This window comes from Bradyrhizobium sp. Crot121 (assembly GCF_059512385.1).
The window spans coordinates 1-23,509 of sequence record NZ_JCAMOR010000053.1 but is presented as its reverse complement, the minus strand read 5'-3'; the positions used below and the strand labels follow the sequence as shown (position 1 = coordinate 23,509).

The following is a 23,509-nucleotide window of genomic DNA, read 5'->3' as shown; positions in this document are numbered from 1 at the left end:
GACAAAGTAGGACCTCAATGGGCGTCAGCTCGCAGGATTTATGTGGAAGCATAAGGCCTTATGGCACAAACCTGTTAACGATGATTAAGAATGTCTTAATCGCGGCCATTTCATTCGCATCGCTCAACCAATAGGATGTTTCCGGATGTAGCGGACAAGCGGCCGACGGGCGTGCTTGCGTACCGCTTTACGGGGACGGGACGGCTCGAGCTTGCGGGGGACAATGTTCGCAAGATCGCCGACGCGTATTAGTTGAGAGGGCTCAGACTTAACATGGCGAACAATCCCAAGAAGGTGAAAGATCCCACCGAAGTCGCACTGTCTGCCATTCAGGAAGCCCTGAACATCGGTGAGAACAGTGCCGAGCCCAACCGCGATGTGATCAGTACCGGTAGCGGCGAAGCCGCGCCGCCCGCGATCCCTGCTGCGACCACGCCCTTCCCCGAAACCCCGTTCGAGACGCGTCCAATCGAAACACGTCCCGGCAACGAGCGATCGGTGTTCGAGCCGATCGAGGAGCAGCGCGGCCCCCGGCGCGCCGCCAATGACGATCGCGAGGCGATCGGACAGCTCCTGCAGGCGCTGCAGAAGGGCAGCCCTGCCCGCAACGTCTACACCTTTGCGTCGATCTTCACCGGCGTCTGGCTGGTCGGCTGCGGCCTGCTCACGGTGAGCTTCCTGTCCTCGCTGCAGGCCGCGATCGGCCAGAGCGGCGGCGTCCTGGTGCTGGCAGGCCTCGCCTGCCTGTTCCTCGCGCCCGTGCTGCTATTCTACTTCCTCGCGAGTCTTGCCTGGCGCGGGCAGGAGATGCGGATGATCGCGCAATCGATGGCGCAGGTCGCGATCCGCTTCTCGGAGCCCGAAGGGGCGGCGAGCGATTCCATGGTCACGGTCGGACAGGCGATCCGCCGCGAGGTCGCGGCGATGGGTGACGGCATCGAGCGCGCGATCGCGCGCGCCGGCGAGCTCGAGACGCTGGTCGCCAATGAGGTCGCGGCGCTGGAGCGCGCCTATTCCGACAACGAGGTGCGCATCCGCGCGCTGTTGCAGGACATCGCCCACCAGCGCGACAATCTGGTCGGACAGGCCGAGCAGGTGCGCAGCGCCATTTCCGGCGTGCAGATCGACCTGCGCCACGACATCGCGCTGATCTCGGATGCGATCGCCTCGCGCGTCGACGAAGTCGCAAAGAGCATCACCGGCGCTCTGGAAGAGCGCGGCCAGCACATCACCCAGGCGTTGAGCCACGCCGGCGACAACATGATCCTCGCGCTCGGCGAGCGCGGCGGCGACCTGCTCGACCGGCTCGAGGAAGCCAGCTCTGAGACCACGCGCGCGGTGCTCGATGCCTCCGAGCGGCTGACGAGCAGCCTCAACTTCAAGACCGGCCACGTCCACGACGAATTCGTCGACCTCGCCGACCGCGTCCATGAGATGCTGAACGAGCGCATCGACCGCATCACCGGCGAATTTGAGCAGCGCGCCGTGAGCGTTGTCGAGGGCATCTCCGAGCGCACCGAACTGGCGCACGATTCCCTGAAGAATTCCTCCGACTCGCTCCTGCTCGAGCTCGAGCTGCGCAGTGGAGACCTCGTCACCAAGATCGACGAGGCCGGCAATCGGCTGGCCAGCCACATCATCAGCTCCGGCGACAAGGCGAGCGAAGTGCTCGACGTCACCGTCAATTCGCTGGTTGCCAGGGTGGTGAGCCAGACCGAGACCGCACACGACTCGCTCTCGCTGCAGATGAGCGCCTTCGACGAACTGGTGAAAAACCAGGGCTCGGAACTGGCGGAGAAGTTCGCCCGCGACTCCGGCACGCTCGGCGCGCTGATCACCCGCCACATCGCGGAATTCGACCGCACCGTGAAGACGTTCGGCGGCGAGATCGTCGAGCGCATGGGCCAGCGCACCGAGGACATCGCCAACACCCTGAAAACCTATGTCGACAATTTCGACACCCGCCTCACCTCCAACAGCGGCGAGATCACGGCGACCCTCGACCAGCGCCTCCTGCAGTTCGAGACCACGCTCGGCGACCGTGTCAGCAGCCTCGACTCGTCGCTCGACAGCAAGCTCGCCATGTTCGACAGCGCGCTGAGCGGCCGCGTCAACACGCTCGACAGCTCGCTGGAGAACCGGCTCGGCACGCTCAACGCCTCGCTCGAGACCCGGCTTGGCTTCCTCGACAATTCGCTCGAAGGCCGCCTCAAATGGCTCGACGAGTCGATCGAGGGCCGCTTGAAGTCGCTGGAACAGACTTTCGACACTCGCACCAGCTCGGTCACGCAGACGATCGATGGCCGGCTCGGCATGCTCTCGACCTCGCTCACCGAAGGTGCGGCGCAGGCGATCCAGTCGATCGACTCCCGCCTCGGCCTGCTCACCTCCTCGCTCACCGACGGCGCCGCGCAGGCGATCGAGGCGCTCGATCGCCGCATCGCCAGCGTCACCGAAACCGTGGACGGCCGCAGCGCGCATCTGACCGACACCATCTCGGCCCGGTTCCTGGAAATCCACCAGGGCATCGAGACCCGCGTTGGCGCCATCGCCGGCGACATCGACGCCCGCGTGGCGCAGTTCGAGGACCTCCTGGGCTCGCGCGTCGAGGCGGTCGCGGGCCGCATCGAAAGCAGCGGACGCCAGGCCAGCGACGAGCTGATGGCGCGCGCTGAACTGCTCTCCTCCGGCATCAAGTCGCATGTCGAGGACGCCGAGCGCTCGCTCACCAATTTGGTGGTCAACACCAGCGAGACCATCCAGACCGGCGCGCGCACCGCGCAGCAGTCGCTGCTGACGGTCTCCTCCGACGTCGGCGCCCAGCTCAAGCTCACCGCCGGCGAAGTGGAGGCTGCGCTGACCGCGGTCGGCTCCGGTGCCGCAAGCTCGATCCTGTCCAGCGCCCGCGATGCCCAGGCCTCGCTGATGGCAGCCACCGGCGAGGTCGCCTCCCAGGTCAAGGCGCTCTCGACCGATGTCGAGCGCACCCTGCAGACCGTCGGCAGCGCGACCGCCGCCTCGATCCTGTCGGGAGCACGCGAGGCACAGACCGCGCTGGTCAGCGCCTCCACCGACGCGGCAAGCCAGGTCAAGTTGCTGGCCGTCGACGTCGAGCGCTCGCTGACGCTCGCCGGCACCGCCACAGCCGAAGCCGTCACGGCCGGTGCGCGCGAAGCACAGAACACGCTGATCGCGGCATCGACCGACATCACGAACCAGATCAAGTCGCTGGCGGGCGATGTCGAACGCTCGCTCACGCTTGCGGGTAGCTCGACGGCGGAAGCAGTCGTTGCCAGCGCACGCGAGGCCCAGAGCGCGCTGACAACAGCCTCGACCGACATCACCAGCCAGGTGAAGGCACTCTCGGTCGATGTGGAGCGCTCGCTGTCTGCCGCCGGCACATCGACGGCCGAGACAGTCCTGAGCAGCGCCCGCGAGGCGCAGAACAGGCTCACGTCGGCCTCGACCGAGGCGGCAAACCTGGTACGAACGCTAACCGCCGACGTGCAGAGCTCGCTGGTCGCGGCCTCAACCGACGCTGCAAACGCGGTCACGACGCTGACTGCCGACATGCAGCGCTCGCTATCCATGGCCGGCACGGCGACCGCGGAGTCGATCACCTCAGGCGCACGCGAGGCGCAGAACACGCTGGTTTCCGCGTCAACCGAAGCCGCGAACACTGTCAAGGCGCTGGTCGCTGACGTGCAGCGCTCGCTGTCCATGGCCGGCGCTGCTACCGCGGAGTCAGTCACCTCAGGCGCACGCGAGGCCCAGAACACGCTGGTTGCCGCATCAACCGAAGCTGCAAACAGCGTCACGACGCTGGTCGCAGACATGCAGCGCTCGCTGTCGATGGCTGGCGCGGCCACCGCGGAGTCGATCACTTCGGCTGCCCGCGACGTTCAGACCACGCTGGTCACCGGATCGTCGGAGGCAGCCAACCACGTCAAGTCGCTGGCGATCGATATCGAACGGACGCTGACCGCAGTCGGCGCCGACACTGCCGCGGCCATCCTGAGCAGCGCACGCGAGGCGCAGACCTCGTTCGTGTCGACCTCGGCCGACGCGGCTGGTCAGATCCAGGCCATCTCGGTCCAGATCGAGCGCTCGCTCGCTGCCGTCACGGCGAACACCACCGAGACGATTCAGACCTCGGCGCAGAACGCGCACAGTTCGCTGGTCGCCGCCGCCAACGAGGTCTCCTCGAAGGTCAAGACGACGTCCGCCGACATCGAGCGTTCGGTGCTCGCCGCCTCCAGCCAGTTCGGCTCGACCATGACCGGCAAGACCGACGAGATCGTCACCTATGTGCAGCAGCAGGCCGAGCGGCTGGCGCAGATGGTCGACACCAGGCGCGGCACGCTGGTGGAAGCGCTCACCAACAAGAGCGCGCAGCTCGCCACCGATATCGACCGCGCCACCGCGGACGCGCTGAAGTCGATCGAAATGCGCGGCCACACCTTCGCGCAGACGATGTCGAGCCACGGCGCCGAAGTCGCGCGCAACATCACCTCTGCCGGCGATCTTGCGACCGGCGCGGTGGCAAAGTCGCTGAAGGACCTCGAGCACTCCTCGCGCGCGGCGATCGACCAGTCGCGCCAGGTCTCGATTGCCGCCGTCACCGAGATGCAGGAGACCAGCAAGATCCTGCGCACGGATACAGTGGCGCTGTTCGAGCGGCTGCGCGAGGGCAACATCCTCTTGCAGGAGGTGCTCACCGGCGCCCACGACAACCTCAACTCGCTCGAGCGCGCGCTCGTGACCCGCGTCGCCGACTTCGTCTCGGCGATGAACGACGTCACCTCGCGCAACGGCATTGCGACCCAGACGCTGGAAGACCAGCTCACCGTGTTCAACAGCAAGACCCAGAAGGCGCTGGAGGACCTCGGCGAACTGTCGACCCAGTTCGACACCCACGGCCGCGCGTTGGTCGAAGCCGCCGCATTGGTGGAGCAGAGCAACCGCAACACCACGGGCTCGATCGCCGAACGCAAGGCGACGCTGGAATCGCTGGTCACCACCATCGACCTGCGCACCACTGATCTCGACCAGCGGCTGTCGCGCTTCACCGGCCTGCTCGATGAATCGCTCGCCGCGGCCGAGGAGCGCGCCCGCGACATCGCCCGCGTGGTGGCGGAGACCGCCGGCGCCGGCTCTGCGGCGATCAGCCGCCAGTTCGAGGCCGTGCGCGCCGCGGCCGAGAACGAGCGGCAACAGACGCTCGACGCCATGAACGACCTGTACCAGCAGAGCACCCAGGAAACGGATGCGATGTTCAAGGAATCGACGGAAAAGTTCTCCGCGATGGTGCAGTCGATGAAGCAGATGGCGGCCGAGATGCACAACGAGCTCGAAGCTACCCGCACCGAGCTGCGCCGCGGCGTGCTCGAGATGCCGCAGGAGGCCGCGGAGAACACTGCGCAGATGCGCAAGGTGATCGTCGACCAGATCGAGGCGCTGGCCGAGCTCAACCGCATCGTGGCCCAGCACGGCCGCGGGCTCGACGTCGCGACCAATAGCCGGGTCAGCGTGCAGCGCCAGGACGAGACCGTGGTGGTCGCTGCCGCCGGCGGTCGCACAAGCGATGTCCGCATGCGCGGCGACTATGGCAGCGCATCGACCCTGCCGCCGCCGGACCTCGGCGTGCCGGCGCCGGCCTCGCGCCGCGCCGAAGCGCCGCCGGTCAGCCCGGCGACCCCGGACAACGGCCGGGACGGCTGGCTGTCGGACCTGCTCAACCGCAGCGATACCCCTGCCCCCGCGCCCCGCGAAGCGCCGCGTCCCCGTCCGCAGGCTGCCGCCGCCAATCCGCTGGAATCGCTGTCGCTCGACATCGGCCGGCTGATGGACCGCAACCTTGCGGCTGAGATGTGGGATCGCTACCAGCGCGGCGAGAACAAGGCGTTCAGCAAGCGGCTCTACACGCCGGCCGGCCAGAAGGCTTTCGACGAGGTCGCCCGCAAGTACCGCTCCGACCGCGGCTTCAAGCAGACGGTCGACCGCTACATCGCAGAGTTCGAGCGGCTGCTCGACGAAGTCGCCCGCGACGACCGCGGCCCGCAGTCGCTGCGCAACCACCTGACCTCGGAGACGGGGCTGGTGTACACGCTGCTCGCACACGCAGCGGGGCGGCTGGGATGAGACGCGAATAGCGAGTGGCGAATAGCGAATAGAGAAATGGAGGCCGAAGGGCCTCCGTTTTGCTTTTCGTCATTGCGAGGAGCGAAAGCGACGAAGCAATCCATTCTCACCCGTTATGCGGTGCCAATGGATTGCTTCGCTTCGCTCGCAATGACGGCGGAGAACAAATCTCTCACCGTTATGCCCCGCGAAGGCGGGGCATCCAGTAGTCGCTACGGCCTGAGATGAGCCCGTGACGCTGCCGCATACCGGATCGTCCGCCTTCGCGGACGATGACGCTGGAGAGGGAACGAATCGCCCGCTACTGTCGCCTGCGTACCGGCCCTACGGACCTCGGCGGAGGCGGCGGTTCGGATGCGTTGCTGTTGCTGCTACTGCTGCTGCTGCTGGCGCCGAACAACAGGCGCGTCGGGTTGCGGTCGAGGTTGTTCACGGCGCGGCTGATATCGCCGAGCGTCCTGCGGCCGTCGGCCATCAGTGCGCCCGAGCGCTTGTCGAAATCTTCGGCGAGCTCGCGGATCGATTTCACCATCGCGGCCAGTTCGCCACCGCGATCGCCGCCGGCGATGCTGTTGAGGCCGAGCATGAGGTTGTCGGCCTTGCCCATCACGCCGTCGACCCTCAGCATCACATTGTCGATCTTCTCGGAATTGCGCGCGAGCGCCGCGGTGAAGGTCTCGAGATTGCGCAGCGAGTTCTTCACCGATTCTTGATTGTCCGCGACGATGCGGTTGACGTTCTGAAGCGTCGCGCGGATCGCTTCGGTGACATCCTGCAGGGCCCTGGGATCGGCGGTCAGCACGGGGATACCGTCCTCGTCGAGCGGCACCGGAGGCGCCGTCTCCTCGCCGCCCTTCAGCGAGATCGCGGCAACGCCTGTCAATCCCTGGAATTCGAGGCCGACCAGGGTGTCCTTGCGGATCGGCGCGTTGTTCTCGACCATCGCGAATGCAACTACGCGACGCGGATTGTCGAGCTTCACCGAAATGACTTCCCCTATCCTGATACCATTAAAATTGACATTACCACCGTTCCGCAGACCCGAGGCCGGACCTTCGAAGATCACCCGCAAAGGGCTGCGCTGCTTGGTGGTATGCAGGCTCTGGAACCAGAGCACGAAGCCGAACGCAGCCGCAATCACCGCCAGCGTGAAGGCGCCGATCAGGACATAGTTCGCCCGGGTTTCCATCGATTGCTCCAGCTACTCGTCCAAGCTCGGGGTCCGCCGCGGCGGAACCGTCACTGATCCTTCTCTCTCGCGCATGATCTTGTCCGAAAACCGGTTTCCACCTGTCGGGATCACGCGCTAGCCGATGACGGCGCGGGCGCGTTTGCCATGGAAGTATTGCCGCAGCCATGGATGCTGCGAGGCCTGCATGTCGGCGATCGATCCTGCGGCAATGATCTTACCGTTCCCTAAAACGGCGATGCGGTCGCACGCGGTATATAGGCTGTCGAGGTCGTGGGTTACCATGAAAACGGTCAGCCCCAAAGTGCGCTGCAGGGTGCGCACCAGCTCGTCGAACTCGCCGGCGCCGATCGGGTCCAGGCCGGAGGTCGGCTCATCCAGGAACACGAGCTCGGGATCGAGCGCGAGCGCACGCGCCAGCGCCACGCGCTTGATCATGCCGCCGGAGAGCTCGGAAGGATAGCGGTCGGCGACCTCGGGCTTCAGCCCGACCATCACGAGCTTCGCCACCATGATCTCGTCCAAGAGCCGCTGTGAGACCCTCAGATATTCGCGCACCGGAAACTGGATGTTCTGCCGCACGGTGAGCGAGGAGAACAGCGCGCCCTGCTGGAACAGGACGCCCCAGCGCCGTTCGACCCGGCGCCGTTCGCTGGAGCTGGCGGCATCGAGGTCGATGCCGAACACCTCGATGCGTCCCGACACCTTCGGCACCAGCCCGATGATGGTGCGCGTCAGCACCGACTTGCCGGCGCCGGAGGGGCCGACAAAGCCCAGGATCTCGCCGCGTTTCACATCGAGATCGAGACTGTCGAGCACGCGAGTCCTGCCGAACTGCACCGTGATGTCGCGAACGCGGATGATGGCGTCGGAAATGGGCTGTACCAGCATGGTCACATCCCGATCGACGCGAAGAAGATCGCGAACACGCCGTCCATCACGATGACGAAGAAGATGCCCTTCACCACCGATGACGTCGTGTGCTGGCCGAGCGATTCCGCGCTGCCCTGCACCGCCAGCCCCTCGACACAGGCGACGATGCCGATCACCGCCGCCATCACCGGCGCCTTGACCATGCCGACGATGAAATGATTGATCGAGATGGCATCGCGCAGCCGCAGCAGGAACGCTTCCGGATCGACGCCGCCATAGAGCCAGGCGACGAGGCCGCCGCCATAGAGCGCGGCCATCGCGCCGAGAAAGGCGAGGATCGGCAGCGCCAGCACCAGCGCCAGCATGCGGGGCAGGACCAGCACCTCGATCGGATCGAACCCCATGGTACGCAGCGCGTCGATTTCCTCGCGCATCTTCATCGAGCCGAGCTCGGCGGTGTAGGCACTGCCCGAGCGTCCGGCGACCATGATGGCAACGAGCAACACGCCGATCTCGCGCAGCACCAGCACGCCGAGCATGTCGACCACGAAGATGTCGGCGCCGAACCTGCGGAAATGAAAGATGCCTTGCTGCGCGATGATGCAGCCGATCAGGAAGGTGATCAGCACCACGATCGGCACCGCGCGCCAGCACACCTGCTCCAGATGGTGGATGGTCGAGGTCAGACGGAACGAGCGCGGGCGGATCAAGACATGCCCGCTCGCGACGAGTACGGCACCGAGCATGTCGATCAATCCGATGATCGTGCCGCCGATGCCGACCACCACCCGGCCGATCTGGTCCAGCATGGCCGTAATCGAGACCGGGCCGGTCTCGGCCTCCGGCGTTTCCTTCACCCGCCTGACTTCGTCGACCAAGCTCGAGTAGTTTTCCGAGAGCCCGGCGATGGTCGCCTCGCCGCCACCGTGGCTCAGGCTGCGCCTGAGCCGCTCGATCAACCAGGCGCCGAAGGTGTCGAGCTTGGAGACCTGGGAGACGTCGATGAAGATATCGGGACGGGTGCCCCGGAGCTTTTCCGCGTCGGCCACCATCCGCTCCAGCACGGGCGCAAAACGGGCCGTCCAGGGCCCCGCGGCGCACAGGGCAAGGCCGCCGCCCTGTGTTATCCGTTCCAGTGTCGGGTCGCCGTTCAAAATGCCCACCCCAGGCTGGTTGTCTCGTTCGAAAGATAGGAATTCGAACGCCGCATTGCCTTGTAGAATCTGGCGCTAACCAGCCATAGTTGGCAGCGCCCCGCAAGCGCACGGTTCAGAAATTGCGAGATTTTGAAATGACTTCCAGCCGATCCGCGCGCCTAACGCAAGAGCTTGCCGCCTTTATCGAACGCTGGCCGATCGCGGGCGCCTTCACCATCAGCCGGGGCGCCAAGACCGAGGCCGTTACCGTCGTGGCCGAGGTCAGCCTGGACGGGTTGACCGGGCGCGGCGAATGCGTGCCCTACCCGCGCTATGGCGAGACGCCGGAGGCGGCGCTTGCGGCGATCCAGGCGATGCAGGGGTCCCTTGCGGCCGGCATGGACCGGAAGGCCCTGCAGGCGCAAATGCCGCCGGGCGCGGCCCGGAACGCGCTGGATTGCGCCCTGTGGGACCTCGAGGCCAAGCGCAGCGGCAATCGGATATGGAACCTGCTCGGGCGCGGAACGCCGGTCCCCTGCACCACGGCCTACACGATCTCGCTGGGAACGCCGGAGGCGATGGCGGAAGCGACCGCCAGGGCCGCGCACCGGCCGCTGCTCAAGATCAAGCTCGGCGGCGACGGCGATGGAGAGCGCATCAAGGCGGTACGCAGGGCGGCGCCGAAGGCCGAACTGATCGTCGACGCCAATGAGGCCTGGACGGCGGACAACCTCGCCGACAACCTCGCCGCCTGCGCGGATGCCGGCGTCACGCTGGTGGAGCAGCCGCTGCCGGCCGGCAACGATGCGGCGCTGACTGAGATCAAGCGGCCACTTGCCGTCTGCGCCGACGAAAGCGTGCATGCGCGCGCCTCGCTGGAGGGGCTCCGCGACCGCTACGACGCAGTCAACATCAAGCTCGACAAGACCGGCGGCTTGACCGAGGCGTTGGCGATGGCGGATGCCGCCCAGGCGCTCGGCTTCGACATCATGGTCGGCTGCATGGTCGCGACCTCGCTCGCCATGGCACCCGCGATGCTGCTCACCCCGCAGGCGCGCTTCGTCGATCTCGATGGCCCGCTGCTGCTCGCGCACGACCGCGACCACGGGCTGCGTTACGACGGCAGCCTCGTCTATCCGCCGGAGGCCGCGCTCTGGGGATGATGGAGTCCCCTTCTTGACGCGTTTTCTTAACGCGAACCGGTACCCACTTCGCTTGAAAACGCTATCCGGTTGCGCCCCAGCCACATCACGAGCGCACCTGACGCCGCCATCGCGGCCATCAGGTAATAGACGCCCTGGCCGTAGCGGGCATAGACGACGCCGCACAGGATCGCGGTGCTGCTCGAGACGATGCCGCTGCAGGCGGCAAGATAGCCCTGCCCGCGCGCCATGATGTGTCCGGGCACCTGGTGCACCAAAAGCCCCATGATGCCGGCCTGCGTCAGGCCGAAGGTCAGCCCATGCGTGAGCTGCACGACGGCCAGGACCGGAAGCGGCGGGTCCTGCGCGGTGATCACCCAGCGCGCAACCCCGGCCAGTGCGCCGATCACGACCAGCATCGCCGGGGGCAGCGTGAGGCGCGGCGATACCGCAAACAGCACGATCTCCGCGAGCACGCCGAGCGACCACAGCGCTGCGATGGTGAGCCCGCCCAGGCCGGCCTGCTTCCAGACGATGGAGGCAAAGATGTAATAGGCGACATGGCTGCCCTGGATCAGCGCAGAAGCCGCGATGATCGCGAGGAAGCCGCGATCGCGGAGCAGCGCGACGCCGCCGCGCTGTGCGGTCTCGGCCGTCTTTGCGACCTCGAGCGGCCGCAGGCCCAGGCTGGTGAGCGCACTGACCCCCGCTACGGCAGCAATGATCCAGATCAGGTGCTCCGCCGCGACTTCATCGACCAGCAGCCCGCACAAGAGCGCGCCGACCACGAAGGCCGCCGAACCCCACAGCCGCAGCGGACCATAGTTCAGTCTGTAATGCGTCACGCCGCGGAGCGCATAGGCATCCGTGAGCGGCCCCGTCGGCGTCCAAAGGCAGCAGGTGACGACGAAGACCAGGAATACCGGCAGTGCCTGGCGCTGGGTGCCGATGAGGGCAAATCCGAACGCGGTCGCGGCCGCCGTGATCATGATGGCGCCGCGCAGCATCCGCCGCCGCTCGGCAAGGGACGTGATCAGCGGCAGCACGGTGAAGCGGGTCACCGCGGGCACCGCCGTGATGATGCCGATCCAGGACGCCTCGATCCCCACCGCCTTCAGCCAGAGCGGGAAGAACGGCAGATAGGTGCCGAGCATCCCGAACATGGTGCCGTAAAAGGCTCCGAGGCGAGCCGCGAATCGCTTAGCATCCACTTGCGGCGCTGCAGGAATTTGTGATTCGGAAGCCATCAATCCAATTGCGATTCGCCTGATATCGTGGTGTTCGTTATCGCAGCGCGCCGCAATTTGCGCGACGAGATTTGCATGGCCAACGAAGCATTCGCCCTTTCGCCGATCACAGCCCGCCCGGTGCAGCCGGGCGAGGACGATTACCACGCGATCAGCGAAGCCTTCATGGAGACTTCGCGCGGCCGCTGGTTCCTCTCCGAATACGCCAAGCGCAACCGCAACGCCGATACCCGCCTGGTGCTGGATGCGGTGGCCCGGCTCGAGGAAAGCCTTGCCGCGCAGAAGCAGGCGGTCGAACCCGATCCGGGGCCGGCGGTCGCCGAGGCCATCGCCGCGATCCGCGACGCGGTGGAGGCCGCGCAGGCATCTGCGGCCGAAGCGCTCGACAGCCTGGCGCTGGAGCAGAAGCTTGCCCCGGTGCGCAAGGGCGCGCGGGTAATCCGCGAGATCGCGTGGCGGCTGCGCGAGATCGGCAATGACGGACGCATCTGCGACCTCATCGATTCCCAGGTCGTCGCGATCGAGAACGGCGCCGCGCAGATTTCATCCGACGACGCGAAGGCCGCGCTGGATGCCGCCTTCGCACCGATCGTGCAACGCCTCGCCCAGTTCTCCGAGGTCGATGAGACGCCCGCGCCGAGCGCCGAAGCGCCGATGGCTCCGTCACCCGCACCTGCACCGGAGAGCCACGCGGAGCCGCGCGCCCTTCACACGGTGGAGGTCGAGCACACGACAGAAGTCGAAGCCCCACCGGAGGCGCCGGCCGCCGTGGAGACCGTCGCCGCACCTCCCGAGCCGGAAGCTGCGGAAGAGACCATCACCGTTGCGGACGCGGAAGCCGCGCTCGCTGTCGCCGAAGCGGCGCTGGCGGAGGCTGAAGCGATCGAGCTTGCTCGCGCCACCGAGGAAGCTGCTGCCGACGCTCATGACGAGGCCGTGCTCGACATGATCGCGATGGAGATGGGCGCGCCCGACCCGTTCGACGTTGAGGACGCCACGGCGACGATCGCCGAAGAACCACCTGTTGAACTGGAAGCACCGCCCGCGCCGGAAATCGTGCCGCAGGCGCCTGAGCTTGCCGTCGCGCTGCCGGAACCACAGTTCGAGCTTCCACCGCAGCCCACCTTCGTCGCGCCGCCCGAGCCTCCGGTCGAAATCTCGCTCGGCTCCACCATCATTGCCAACGGCATCGTGAAGAAGCCGAGCACTGCCGCCAACGATCCGCTCGCGCCGATCCGCCGCATGAGCCAGGCCGAGAAGATCGCGTTCTTCTCGTAGGCGCGAATGCCGCTGCTGTGTGAGGAGACTCGCGCAGTGGCCGATGTCTCGTTGCAAGACCTGTGATAAAGTATGCAGCACGGACACGCGCTGCTAGCGTCCGCGAAGTCCATCCCGGCGACAACTGCAAGCGACGGACTCATGTCATGAGGCAGTCGACATCGGCGGACGAACGTTCGAGCATTCAGCGCCGCGTGCTGCTTGATCCGCGCGACGGCGACGTCGAGGACGATGCCGCCAGCCCCGGTCAGCGTTCGCTGCTTGCTATTGCCGGCAGCCTGCTTGTCGAGATCAGCCTGCCGAAGCTCTTGTTCGCGTGGACCGCGTTGCTCCTGCTGCCGGCCGTGCTGCTCGGCCTCGCGCCGCTCTTGGCCTCCGCCTGGCTTTCGATCTTGTCGGAAAAAATCCTGGTCCTGACGGAAATCGGCGCGGCGTTGATGCTGATCGCGATCGTCGCGCTCGGCTGGTTCGCCTGGCGGCCGCTGCTGCGGATCGTCGAGACCAGTTTCTGGTCGCTCAACGCGCTCGCGGTGCAGCCAAGCTACGCGTTCTGCCGTGAGGCACTGCGCCACCTGACGGAACGGATCTGGCAAAACAGCCTGACTCCAAATTTGCGCATGCGAGTGCGACGCGCGTGTTCGCGCGGTGCCGGCATCCTGCTCAGCGCAGGCGCGGCATTGATCGCAATCCTGGTTTGGCCGACCTCGCAATGGACCGCCGGCCTGATCGATCTCGCCATAGGTCATCATCTCGTGGTGACGACGCTGGCCAACGCCGTTGTGCTCGTGTCCTGCTATCTCGCCGCGGCGTCATTGGCCTGGGGTTTTGCCGATGCCAGCATGGATCAGCCGGCCGATCTTGCCGCGTTCGATATCCCTGGATCCGATGCGCGCATCTGGCGCGTTGCGCACCTGTCCGATGTCCACGTCGTCGGCGAGCGATATGGCTTTCGCATCGAATGCGGGCGCGCCGGGCCGCGCGGCAATGAACGCTTTGCCGCCGCGCTTGCTCGTCTCGCCGCCATTCATGCCGCCGATCCGCTCGATCACGTGCTGATCAGTGGCGATATGACGGATGCGGGGCGCGCCAGCGAATGGGCCGAGTTCTTTGAGGCATTGTCAGAGCACCCTGATCTTGCCGCGCGGACGCTTCTGCTGCCGGGCAATCATGACGTGAACATCGTCGATCGCGCCAATCCGGCCCGGCTCGACTTGCCGTTCAGCCCCGGCAAGCGGCTGCGGCAAATGCGAACCCTGTCGGCGATATCGGCCATTCAGGGCAATCGGGTGCGCCTCGTCGACAACTCAGGCAAAGTCGCGGCCACGCTGGACGAACTCCTCACGCCGCATCGCGAAGAGATTGTTGCGTTCGCCGAGCGCGGCGGCGTGCGTCGGGGCGCCGAGCTTCGCCGGCTATTCGAGGACCAATTCCCGATGATCCTGCCGCCCGACCAACCGGAAGGCCTCGGAATAGCCATCCTCGACTCCAATGCCGAAACCCACTTCTCCTTCACCAACGCGCTCGGGCTGGTCTCGCTCGAACAGGTGCAGCGGCTGGAGGCCGCCATGAACTATTTTCCGAAAGCACGGTGGATCGTGGCGCTACACCATCACCTCACGGAATATCCCATGCCGACGACGAAGTTCTCCGAGCGCATTGGAACGGCATTAATCAATGGGAGCTGGTTCGTCCGTAGACTGCAAGCCTTTGCCGACCGCGTCGTGGTGATGCACGGTCACCGCCACATCGACTGGATCGGTGCATGCGGCGCATTGAAGATTATCTCCGCGCCCTCGCCGGTGATGAACGCTGCCAATGATGCGCCAAGCTATTTCTACATCCACCACCTGATGAGCGGCCTCGATGGAACGCTTTGCCTCGCCGAGCCGGAGAAGGTGGAGATTGCGGGAAACTAGCTAGCAGCACCCCTACGCTGGTCGCGCTCGGGCTTTACATTTATGTCACTTAGTGACGTCATTTACGTCACTAAGTGACATGAGGTTACTCCGTGGGTTCGATACAAGACGATGCGCGTCTGGCGGTCTCGCGCCAGGCAGCCAGACTTTTTCTGGAACGTGGGGTCAGCGGCACCAGCGGAGACGATATCGCCGAGGCTTCCGGCCTCTCCAAGCGAACGGTATGGCGGTACTTCCGCACCAAGGAGAGCTGCGTCGAGCCGCTCTTTGCCCAATCATGGAACCGGTTCGCCCTGCAACTGCAACGTTGGCCGCGCAACGTGTCGCTTGAAGCGCATCTCGCGGAGTGTTTCGACCTGGAGAAGCAGTCGGCAGAAGAGATCGCCGACGGGATCCTGATCGTCAGGCTGATAGCCGCCTTTCCCGATGAGCCTGACCTTCGCTCAACCTGGCTCCTGTCCTACCACGATGGCGAAGAGCAGATGATGGCGGTCATCGCGGATCGGCTGGATCGCTTGCGCAATGATTTCGACGTCCGTCTGTGCGCCGCTGCCGTGATGTGTGCGATACGCACGATCGATGAGACGATCAGTCTGGCTGCGGTGCGCTACGGCCAGACCTTCACCACCGCAGATGTGGTTGCGCGGATGTCGCGCGCCATCCGGGCGGTCAGCAACCTGCCCTTCTGTGATCCTGTCGTGCCGAAACCTTTCGGCGACGACCTTCCCGCCGTCGACGACCGGCAACCTTCATGACCGAAGCCTAGGCGGCGACGTTTCGTGCCGCACTGCTCCCTCGCTTCTTCTGCCCCGGCCATTCCCGCCCTAGCCCAACCCGTTTTGGAGAGACTCATGCCCGACATCGCTTATCCAGAGACCGCACGCGGTGATCTGGTGGAGGAGCATTTCGGCGAGCGGATCGCCGATCCCTATCGCTGGCTGGAAGGCGATGCGCGCAGCGACCGAAAGGTTGCAGCCTGGGTCGAGGCGCAAAACGCGGTAACGCAAAAGTATCTCAGCACCCTGCCTGGCCGCGACGTGTTCAGGCAGCGGATGACTGAATTGCTGGACTACGAGCGGTTCACAGTCCCGCTGAAGCGCGGCGAGCGCTACTTCTTCACCCGCAATGACGGCGTTGCCAATCAGGCTTCGCTCTATGTGGGCGACGCGGCGGCGGGCGCAGACCGCCTGCTGATCGATCCCAATGCCTGGTCGGAGGACAACGCTGATGCGTTGGCCGAATGGGCGCCGTCCGACGACGGCCGCTTCCTGGCCTTCGGCGTGCAGACCGGCGGCACGGACTGGCGCACCATCAAAGTGCTCAACGTCGATACTGGCCAGCAGTTGGACGACGCCGTCGAATGGGCGCGGTTCACCCGGCTGGCCTGGGTGCCCGATGGCTCCGGCTTCTTCTATTCGCGCTATCCTGAGCCTGAAGCCGGCACGGCCGCGAGCGCTGGCGTCGCCAACCACGCCGTCTATTTCCACAGACTGGGCACACCGCAGGCCGAAGACCGTCTCATCTATTCCACCCCGCATCGTCCGGGGTTGCTGCACGTGGCCGATCGCGCCGTGGATGGCCGCTACCTCCACATCTCCTCGACCCCTGGGTCGAACGAGAGCGCCCTCACCGTTGTCGACCTGAGCGCTACGGACTGGACGCCACGCACTATCGTCCCAAGCATGGATGCCGAGTGGATGGTCCTCGGCAACGATGGCGCCAAGTTGATCCTGATCACCACCGACGGCGCCGAACGCCGCCGCGTGGTGTCGCTCGACCTCGCCGCGCCCGAGCCGCAGCCGGTCGAGATCGTGCCCGAAGCCGAGGGCAGCGCGGTGCTCAACGACGCCGCCCTGCTTGGCGGCAAGCTGTTGATCGGCTACCTCGTCGATGCCAAGACCGAGATCCGTCGCTTCGACATGGACGGCGCGCCCGATGGCGCGGTGGCGCTGCCCAGCATCGGCACGGCAGGCGGCTTGACCGGCAATCCGGCCGAAGACGAGGCGTTCTTCGTCTTCACCAGCTATAACGTGCCCACCACCATCTATCGTTACGACGTGGCCGCCAACACCATCACGCCGTGGGCCGAGCCCGAGGTGGCGATCGACCTGAGCAGGATCGTGGTGGAGCAGCGCTTCTGTCGCTCCAAGGACGGCACATGGGTGCCGTTGTTCCTGATCCATCGCAAGGACGTGTCCGGGGCCGCGCCGACCCTGCTCTACGGCTATGGCGGGTTCGGCATCAGCCAGGTTCCGATCTATAACTCCCTGCAACTCGCCTGGGTCGAACAAGGCGGCGTGCTGGCAGTTGCCAACATCCGCGGCGGCGGTGAGTACGGCAGGGCCTGGCACCGCGCGGGCCAACTTGAAAACAGGCAGAACGTGTTCGACGATTTCATTGCCGCCGGCGAATTCCTGAAGGATGAAGGCATCACCGCGCCGGACGGCCTCGCGATCCAGGGCGAGTCGGGAGGCGGCCTGTTGGTCGGCGCCGTGACCAACCAGCGACCTGACCTCTTCGACGTGGCGCTGCCGGGCGTCGGCGTGATGGACATGCTGCGTTACGACAAGTTCACCGCCGGTACGTTTTGGATGGGCGAGTTTGGCAGCCCGGCCGAAGAGCGGCACTTCCGCAACCTCATGACCTACTCGCCCTACCACACCATCAGGGCCGGCGCCGACTATCCGGCGATCCTCGCCACGACCGCCGACGCCGATGACCGCGTCGTTCCCGCGCACACTTTCAAATATGTCGCGGCGTTGCAGGCGGCGGACCTTGGTCCGAGGCCGCATCTGGTGCGCATCGAAACCCGCGCCGGGCACGGCGCCGGCATGCCGCTGGACAAGATCATCGCCCTGCACGCCGACATGTGGACCTTCGCTGCCCATTGGACGGGTCTGCAAGTAGGTGCCTAGGCCCGCTTCGCATCCGCCGGTCCTCCGAGCAGATCGGCGAGCCAGCACGTCGACGGGTGCTCGGCAGAGAAGGTGAGAAGCGCAAGCGTGATTGGCACACCGATGAAGGTGCCGAACAGGCCCCACAGGAAGGTCCACAAGAAGATCGCAAACAGCACGATGAACGGCGATATCGATAGCGTGTTGCCGGCGACGCGTGGCTCGACATAGCTGCCGACCACGAACTGGATGATGTTGAGGCAGGCAAAGACACCGAACACCGCCGGCCAGCTCTCGAATTGCGTCATGGCAAGCAGCGTCGGAAACAGCGTGGCGATGAACGGCCCGATGAACGGGATGTAGTTCAGCACGAAGGCGATCACGCCCCATTCGAACGCGAATGGCAATCCGGTAACGCCGGCGAAAAGGCCGACCAGAAGGCCGGTGACTGCGCTCATCTGCGTGCGCACCAGCAGATATTTCCGAAATTTGGCCGCGGTCGCCGCGCTGCCATTGAGCAACACGCGCGCCGCCGTGGCGTTCTCCAATCTGTCTATCCTTCGCCTGGCATCCTCGACCTCGAGCAGCCCCAGCACGACATAGACCAGCGCGATCAGCCAGAAGCTCAGCGTGGTGTTGAGGCGGCCGGTGACGTATTGCGTGGCGCGCAGCAGCCAGCCGACATTGAAGTGCTCGGCCCAGAGGCTGGCAACCTCGATGCCATGGCCATCGAGCCATATCACGGCCCGTTCATAGAACGTCTGATACCGCCCAGCATCGGCGACGAGGAAATGGCCGACGCGGCCAAAGCCCCACGCTGCCAGCGAAGCGAAGGCAAGGCAGATCGCCACCGTGACCAGCATGGTGATCGCGAGCGCTGCGAGCTTCGGCATCCATGACTGCAGCCATTTCTGCGCCGGCCAGACGATCGCGATGATGAACAGCGCCGCAGCGAGCGGCGCCAGCACACTCCTCGCCTGAGATGCGGCCGCGCCGACGAGCACTACCGCGATGACGACGGTTGCAACCCTTTGCCCGGAGCCGTCCCCCATCCTGGATTCCTCCGACCTTGCGCCGAACAAAGATTGTCAGGTGCTGCAATCCGCCGCAAGGGCAGTCAGCCAATCGATGGGGCGGGGCCAGGGATTTGGACGCCGTTGATGCGCTGATTGCGCAAGCGCCAAAACGATGTTCTGCGTCGTAGCCCGGGCGGGCTACAGAATCTCGGCGTTGTTCAGGCCACCAGCTTGGCGAACAGGTCGGCGTCGACATTGCCGCCGGAGAGAACGATGACGACGTTCTTGTCCTTGGCGTCGATGCGGCCGGCGAGCAAGGCGGCAAGGCCGACGGCGCCGCCGGGTTCGACCACCAGCTTCAATTCGCGATAGGCGAACGCGACCGCAGCGGCGACTTCCTCATCCGAAGCCGACACGCCGCCCGCCAGCAGCTTGCTGTTGATCGCAAACGTCAGTTCGCCCGGCATCGCCGCCATCAACGCGTCGCAGATGGTGCGGGCGGCGGCTGGATGCGGCTCGCGATGTCCTACCTGCAGCGACAGCGCGTGGTCGTCATAGCCCTTCGGCTCGGCGACGATCACCTGGGCTTGCGGGAATTTGGCCTTCACGGCGGTCGCGACGCCCGCGATCAGCCCGCCGCCGGACGCCGGTGCCACCACGATGTCAGGCGTAAGCCCAAGCGTGGCCATGTCCTCGGCGATTTCGCGGCCCGCGGTGCCCTGCCCTGCGATCACGAAGGGATCGTCATAGGGACGCACCAAAGTCGCGCCGCACTTCTCTGCGATGCCATTGGCGATCGCCTCGCGGTCCTCACGGTCGCGGTCATAGAGCACGACCTCGGCGCCATAGGACTTGGTGCGCTCGCGCTTGGTGATGGGCGAGTCCGCCGGCATCACGATGGTCGCCTGCATGCTGAGGATCTTCGCCGCTGCGGCCACACCTTGAGCGTGGTTACCGGAGGAGAATGCGACGACCCCGCCACCACGCTGGGCCTGCGGGATCGACGACAGTTTGTTGAAGGCGCCGCGGAACTTGAACGAGCCTGTCCGCTGCAGCATTTCCGGCTTCAGGAACACCGTGGTCCCGGCGCGCTCGTTGAGGACGGGAAAGGACAGCAGCGGCGTGCGCACCGCGAACGGCGCGACCACCTTTGCGGCGGCTTCGATATCAGCCGCGCCGATGGGTTGATTCGCAATGATTTCGGTCATACCCGATTTGTAACGCGGTCGCGGACAAGCCGGCAAGACGCTTCTGTGTGATCCCCGGCCGTAGCCCGGGTGGAGCGGAACGCGTAACCCGGGACCGCTGGTCAAGACAGATACAGAAATCCCGGGTTGCGCTGCGCTTCACCCGGGCTACGGTGTCAGGCTAGGCCGCGAAATGCGGGTCCTCAGCCACGAATTCCGCCGGTTCGTTCTCAGGCTCGGGCTCGACCGGCCGGAGATTGAGGGCGTGGTCGATAAAAACGCGCGCCGAGGCTTGCCAGGTGTGGCGCGCAGCAAAGTCGACACAGGTTTGCGCGGGGATGCTGAGCGCCTCCAGGCAGGCCTCGCGGAGGTCTTCTTTCAGCACGCCGACCGGCGCAGTGCCGATCACGTCACGCGGACCGACCACCGGGAAAGCGGCGACCGGCAGGCCGCTCGCAAGCGCCTCCAGCAGCACCAAACCGAAGGTGTCGGTCCTGCTCGGGAACACGAACACATCGGCAGCGGCATAAATGCGCGCCAATTCCTCGCCGTGCCGTGCGCCCAGGAACACGGCGTCGCGGTATTTCCGCTCCAGTGCCGGCCGCGCCGGCCCGTCGCCGACAACAACCTTGGTGCCCGGCAGATCGAGATCGAGGAAGGCTTCCAGGTTCTTCTCGACCGCCACCCGGCCGACGCTCAGGAAAACCGGTGCCGGAAGACAGAGGTCGACATGGCGCGGATGGAACAGCTCGGTATCGACGCCGCGCGACCACAGCACCACGTTGCGAAAGCCGCGCGAGCGCAGTTCGGCGGCGAGCGCCGGAGTTGCCGCCATCACCGCCTGGCTCGGCCGATGGAACCAGCGCAACAGCCGCCAGACCCAGTTTTCCGGGATTGGCGAGCGCGCCGAGACATAGTCGGGAAAGCGGGTGTGAAAGCTCGTGGTGAACGGCAGACCGCGCTTGCGGCAGTAGCGGCGCACCAACAGGCCGATCGGACCTTCGGTGGCGATGTGGATGCTGTCGGGCTTGTCCTGCTCGATCAGCGCGGCAATCGCAGCCGGGTGCGGCAAGGCCAGCCGGAGGTCGCGATAGCTCGGCATCGCGAAGGTGCGGAACGATTGCGGTGTGAGAAATGCGATCTCAACGCCGAGGCCCTTTGCCGCCTCGGCCATCATGGTCAGCGTCCGAACCACCCCGTTGACCTGGGGATGCCATGCGTCGGTCGCGACCAGGATTTTTGTCATGCAGCGCGCGCCGTGACCCGCGGCACTGGGGCGATGCGCCGGACCGGGTCCGTCCAGGTGATGATCTCGAAGCGGCCATCCTCGTGCTCGGCTAGCGCCGTGCAGCTCTCGACCCAGTCGCCGCAATTCATGTAGCGGATGCCGTGCTCGTCGCGGATCGTTGCATAATGGATGTGGCCGCAGATCACGCCGTCGCAGCCGTGGCGACGTGCTTCGCTCGCAAGCGTGGTTTCGAACGCGCCGATGTAATTGACTGCCTTCTTGACCTTCAGCTTCGCCCATTGCGACAGCGACCAGTAGGGCACGCCGAACATGCGGCGGAAGAAGTTGACGAAGCGATTCATCTGGATCGCGAAGTCGTACGCCTTGTCGCCGAGATGGGCGAGCCAGCGCGCATTCTGCACCACGAGGTCGAAGATATCGCCGTGGATCACGAGGTAGCGCTTGCCGTCGACGCCGGTGTGGATGGTGTTCTCCATCACGTCGATGCCGCCGAAATGCGTGCCGTAGTACTTGCGCAGGAACTCGTCGTGATTGCCGGGGATATAGATGACCTTGGCGCCCTTGCGTGCCTTGCGCAGCATCTTCTGCACGAAATCGTTGTGGGTCTGGGGCCAGTGCCAGCTCGACTTCAGCGCCCAACCGTCAACGATGTCGCCAACCAGGTAGATCGTGTCGGCATCGTGAGAGCGCAGGAAATCCAGCAATCGGTCGGCTTGCGACCCGCGGGCTCCGAGATGGACATCGGAGATAAACAACGTGCGAAAGCGCCGCTCGGGGCTCTCTTCACTGAAAGAGTCGCTTCCCATACCTGTGCACCTAACAAATCCCTGTGACAGGGCGATGACGATTCGTCGCAGCCAACAGTCCCACCAGAATCAGCTACGCGCCCCTTTGAAATGCGGATAACAGCGCCATGCGACAATCTGGCGACACCAGAGGCCGTAGATATGCGGGACAGGGTTGAGGCAGCTCGGTCGTCTAATAAAATCTGTGAAAATGATGCACCGGCCCGTGGCCGTGGCCGACGGTGAAACGGTCGGCGGCTTCGATGGCGGCGCTGATCCAGCGCTTGGCATTGCGCACGGCTGACGTCACGTCTTCGCCCTTGGCAAGCTCGGCTGCGATCGCAGACGACAAAGAGCAGCCGGTGCCATGGGTGTTTGCGGTGCCGATGCGCGGCGCCGCGAGCACGAGCGCGCTGTCTACATCGACGAGATAGTCGATGCTCTCGCTGCCCTGCCCGTGCCCGCCCTTAATCAGGACCGCCTGACAGCCGAGGGCAAGCAGCCGCCTGCCCTGGCTCTCGATGGCGGCCTCATCCGAGGCCATCGGTTCGTCGAGCAGTGCTGCGGCCTCCGGCAGGTTCGGGGTGATCAACGACGCAAGCGGGATCAATCTCGTGCGCAGCGCATCGACCGCCTCCGCGGCAAGCAGGCGATCGCCCGAGGTTGCAACCATCACCGGATCGAACACAACATGCTTCGGCGACCAGCGCTCGAGCCCGGCCGCGATCGCATCGATGATCGAAAGCTCCGCCACCATGCCGATCTTGACCGCGCCGACCGCAAGATCGGAGAACACCGCATCGATCTGCGCCGTCACGAACTCGGCCGGCACCTGATGGATGCCGCGCACGCCCATCGTATTCTGCGCGGTGAGCGCGGTGATGACGGATGCGCCGTAGACACCGAGCGCGGCAAAGGTCTTCAAATCCGCCTGGACGCCGGCGCCGCCAGAGGAATCCGAACCGGCAATGGTGAGTGCGATCGGCGTCGTCATCGGAAAGCTGCCGCGCAGTGGGATAGGCATAATACCATGGTCCCTCCTAGCGCGGCGAACCAACGCCGGCAAGCTGGCTTGCCATTGCACGGCGAATTTGGCTCTATGGACCGGCTACCTGCCCCGGAGATAACAGCGATGGTTCCCTTCTTCATTCAGATCAAGTGCAAGCTCGGCCAGTCCTATGCCGTCGCCAATGCGCTGGCGGAGGCCGAGATCGCCTCCGAGATCTACTCCACCGCGGGCGATTACGATCTCCTGGTGAAGTTCTACGTCGACAAGGACACCGACATCGGCCATTTCGTCAACGAGAAGGTCCAGGTCATCCCGGGTATCCAGGACACCCACACCATCATCACCTTCAAGGCGTTCGGGACCACCTAGACTAGGTCGTGTGGACAGTTACCTTATCCAGAGCAGAGTAGCGGCAATGGTGACAACGGCGAAGTAGTTTCGCGCGGT

General features: G+C 65.3%; 16 protein-coding genes. 7 read left to right on the top strand and 9 right to left on the bottom strand.

Annotated features, from left to right (window positions below):
- Positions 1 to 273: 273 nt before the first annotated feature.
- Entirely contained in the window at positions 274 to 6,141 is a 5,868-nt protein-coding gene (locus tag AC5ZGW_RS32340) for an apolipoprotein A-IV repeat region-like domain-containing protein (protein WP_130227048.1), read from the top strand.
- 301 nt (positions 6,142 to 6,442) lie between these two features.
- On the opposite strand, the gene AC5ZGW_RS32335 is transcribed toward AC5ZGW_RS32340, so the two are convergent.
- The 3 genes from AC5ZGW_RS32335 to AC5ZGW_RS32325 form a co-directional block, all read right to left on the bottom strand.
- The gene (locus AC5ZGW_RS32335) at positions 6,443 to 7,330 is read right to left on the bottom strand and encodes an MlaD family protein (RefSeq protein ID WP_130227049.1); all 888 of its coding nucleotides are present in this window, start codon (positions 7,328 to 7,330) and stop codon (positions 6,443 to 6,445) included.
- A 117-nt stretch (positions 7,331 to 7,447) separates the two neighbouring features.
- A complete protein-coding gene (locus tag AC5ZGW_RS32330) occupies positions 7,448 to 8,221 on the bottom strand; it encodes an ABC transporter ATP-binding protein (protein ID WP_130227050.1) in 774 nt (257 codons plus the stop codon).
- 2 nt (positions 8,222 to 8,223) lie between these two features.
- Positions 8,224 to 9,357 (bottom strand): ABC transporter permease, encoded by a 1,134-nt coding sequence (locus AC5ZGW_RS32325; RefSeq protein ID WP_028163605.1) that lies wholly within the window; start codon positions 9,355 to 9,357, stop codon positions 8,224 to 8,226.
- A 137-nt stretch (positions 9,358 to 9,494) separates the two neighbouring features.
- Between AC5ZGW_RS32325 and dgcA the strand changes: the two genes are divergently transcribed.
- A complete protein-coding gene (gene dgcA, locus AC5ZGW_RS32320) occupies positions 9,495 to 10,502 on the top strand; it encodes an N-acetyl-D-Glu racemase DgcA (protein ID WP_130227051.1) in 1,008 nt (335 codons plus the stop codon).
- Positions 10,503 to 10,528: 26 nt separating this feature from the next.
- Here the strand turns inward: dgcA and AC5ZGW_RS32315 are convergent, their stop codons facing one another.
- Positions 10,529 to 11,728, bottom strand: a complete 1,200-nt coding sequence (locus AC5ZGW_RS32315) for an MFS transporter (RefSeq protein WP_130227052.1) — start codon at positions 11,726 to 11,728, stop codon at positions 10,529 to 10,531.
- A gap of 75 nt (positions 11,729 to 11,803) precedes the next feature.
- Here AC5ZGW_RS32315 and AC5ZGW_RS32310 point away from each other — a divergent pair, with 75 nt between their 5' ends.
- The 4 genes from AC5ZGW_RS32310 (at position 11,804) to AC5ZGW_RS32295 (ending at position 17,837) form a co-directional block, all read left to right on the top strand.
- On the top strand, positions 11,804 to 13,006 hold the full coding sequence (locus AC5ZGW_RS32310) for a hypothetical protein (protein WP_130227053.1): 1,203 nt from the start codon (positions 11,804 to 11,806) through the stop codon (positions 13,004 to 13,006).
- A gap of 146 nt (positions 13,007 to 13,152) precedes the next feature.
- Positions 13,153 to 14,922, top strand: coding sequence for a metallophosphoesterase family protein (locus tag AC5ZGW_RS32305; protein ID WP_130227054.1), 1,770 nt, complete (start codon positions 13,153 to 13,155; stop codon positions 14,920 to 14,922).
- Positions 14,923 to 15,014: 92 nt separating this feature from the next.
- Entirely contained in the window at positions 15,015 to 15,677 is a 663-nt protein-coding gene (locus tag AC5ZGW_RS32300; protein ID WP_130227055.1) for a TetR/AcrR family transcriptional regulator, read from the top strand.
- 96 nt (positions 15,678 to 15,773) lie between these two features.
- The gene (locus AC5ZGW_RS32295) at positions 15,774 to 17,837 is read left to right on the top strand and encodes a prolyl oligopeptidase family serine peptidase (RefSeq protein WP_130227056.1); all 2,064 of its coding nucleotides are present in this window, start codon (positions 15,774 to 15,776) and stop codon (positions 17,835 to 17,837) included.
- Here the strand turns inward: AC5ZGW_RS32295 and AC5ZGW_RS32290 are convergent.
- From AC5ZGW_RS32290 to thiD, 5 genes are all read right to left on the bottom strand, one after another.
- Positions 17,834 to 18,868: an AI-2E family transporter gene (locus AC5ZGW_RS32290; protein ID WP_130227057.1), complete on the bottom strand. Its 1,035-nt coding sequence runs from the start codon at positions 18,866 to 18,868 to the stop codon at positions 17,834 to 17,836. The genes AC5ZGW_RS32295 and AC5ZGW_RS32290 overlap by 4 nt on opposite strands.
- 182 nt (positions 18,869 to 19,050) lie before the next feature.
- Positions 19,051 to 20,040, bottom strand: coding sequence for a threonine/serine dehydratase family protein (locus AC5ZGW_RS32285; protein ID WP_130227058.1), 990 nt, complete (start codon positions 20,038 to 20,040; stop codon positions 19,051 to 19,053).
- Between the two features lie 160 nt (positions 20,041 to 20,200).
- Positions 20,201 to 21,265: a glycosyltransferase family 4 protein gene (locus AC5ZGW_RS32280; protein WP_130227059.1), complete on the bottom strand. Its 1,065-nt coding sequence runs from the start codon at positions 21,263 to 21,265 to the stop codon at positions 20,201 to 20,203.
- Entirely contained in the window at positions 21,262 to 22,074 is an 813-nt protein-coding gene (locus tag AC5ZGW_RS32275; RefSeq protein ID WP_028163613.1) for a UDP-2,3-diacylglucosamine diphosphatase, read from the bottom strand. Before AC5ZGW_RS32275 ends, AC5ZGW_RS32280 begins: the two co-directional genes overlap by 4 nt.
- Positions 22,075 to 22,246: 172 nt before the next feature.
- The gene (thiD, locus tag AC5ZGW_RS32270) at positions 22,247 to 23,047 is read right to left on the bottom strand and encodes a bifunctional hydroxymethylpyrimidine kinase/phosphomethylpyrimidine kinase (protein WP_130227061.1); all 801 of its coding nucleotides are present in this window, start codon (positions 23,045 to 23,047) and stop codon (positions 22,247 to 22,249) included.
- A 138-nt stretch (positions 23,048 to 23,185) separates the two neighbouring features.
- On the opposite strand from thiD, the gene AC5ZGW_RS32265 reads away from it, so the two are divergent.
- On the top strand, positions 23,186 to 23,431 hold the full coding sequence (locus AC5ZGW_RS32265; protein ID WP_027579940.1) for an Lrp/AsnC ligand binding domain-containing protein: 246 nt from the start codon (positions 23,186 to 23,188) through the stop codon (positions 23,429 to 23,431).
- The last annotated feature ends 78 nt before the right edge of the window (positions 23,432 to 23,509 follow it).

What these genes read in the sequence shown, in the direction of transcription:
- AC5ZGW_RS32340 (WP_130227048.1), top strand. Translation starts at nt 274, where the DNA reads ATGGCGAACAATCCCAAGAAGGTGAAAGATCCCACCGAAGTCGCACTG.
- AC5ZGW_RS32335 (WP_130227049.1), bottom strand. Translation starts at nt 7,330, where the DNA reads ATGGAAACCCGGGCGAACTATGTCCTGATCGGCGCCTTCACGCTGGCG.
- AC5ZGW_RS32330 (WP_130227050.1), bottom strand. Translation starts at nt 8,221, where the DNA reads ATGCTGGTACAGCCCATTTCCGACGCCATCATCCGCGTTCGCGACATC.
- dgcA (WP_130227051.1), top strand. Translation starts at nt 9,495, where the DNA reads ATGACTTCCAGCCGATCCGCGCGCCTAACGCAAGAGCTTGCCGCCTTT.
- AC5ZGW_RS32315 (WP_130227052.1), bottom strand. Translation starts at nt 11,728, where the DNA reads ATGGCTTCCGAATCACAAATTCCTGCAGCGCCGCAAGTGGATGCTAAG.
- AC5ZGW_RS32310 (WP_130227053.1), top strand. Translation starts at nt 11,804, where the DNA reads ATGGCCAACGAAGCATTCGCCCTTTCGCCGATCACAGCCCGCCCGGTG.
- AC5ZGW_RS32305 (WP_130227054.1), top strand. Translation starts at nt 13,153, where the DNA reads ATGAGGCAGTCGACATCGGCGGACGAACGTTCGAGCATTCAGCGCCGC.
- AC5ZGW_RS32295 (WP_130227056.1), top strand. Translation starts at nt 15,774, where the DNA reads ATGCCCGACATCGCTTATCCAGAGACCGCACGCGGTGATCTGGTGGAG.
- AC5ZGW_RS32290 (WP_130227057.1), bottom strand. Translation starts at nt 18,868, where the DNA reads ATGGGGGACGGCTCCGGGCAAAGGGTTGCAACCGTCGTCATCGCGGTA.
- AC5ZGW_RS32285 (WP_130227058.1), bottom strand. Translation starts at nt 20,040, where the DNA reads ATGACCGAAATCATTGCGAATCAACCCATCGGCGCGGCTGATATCGAA.
- AC5ZGW_RS32280 (WP_130227059.1), bottom strand. Translation starts at nt 21,265, where the DNA reads ATGACAAAAATCCTGGTCGCGACCGACGCATGGCATCCCCAGGTCAAC.
- AC5ZGW_RS32275 (WP_028163613.1), bottom strand. Translation starts at nt 22,074, where the DNA reads ATGGGAAGCGACTCTTTCAGTGAAGAGAGCCCCGAGCGGCGCTTTCGC.
- thiD (WP_130227061.1), bottom strand. Translation starts at nt 23,047, where the DNA reads ATGACGACGCCGATCGCACTCACCATTGCCGGTTCGGATTCCTCTGGC.
- AC5ZGW_RS32265 (WP_027579940.1), top strand. Translation starts at nt 23,186, where the DNA reads ATGGTTCCCTTCTTCATTCAGATCAAGTGCAAGCTCGGCCAGTCCTAT.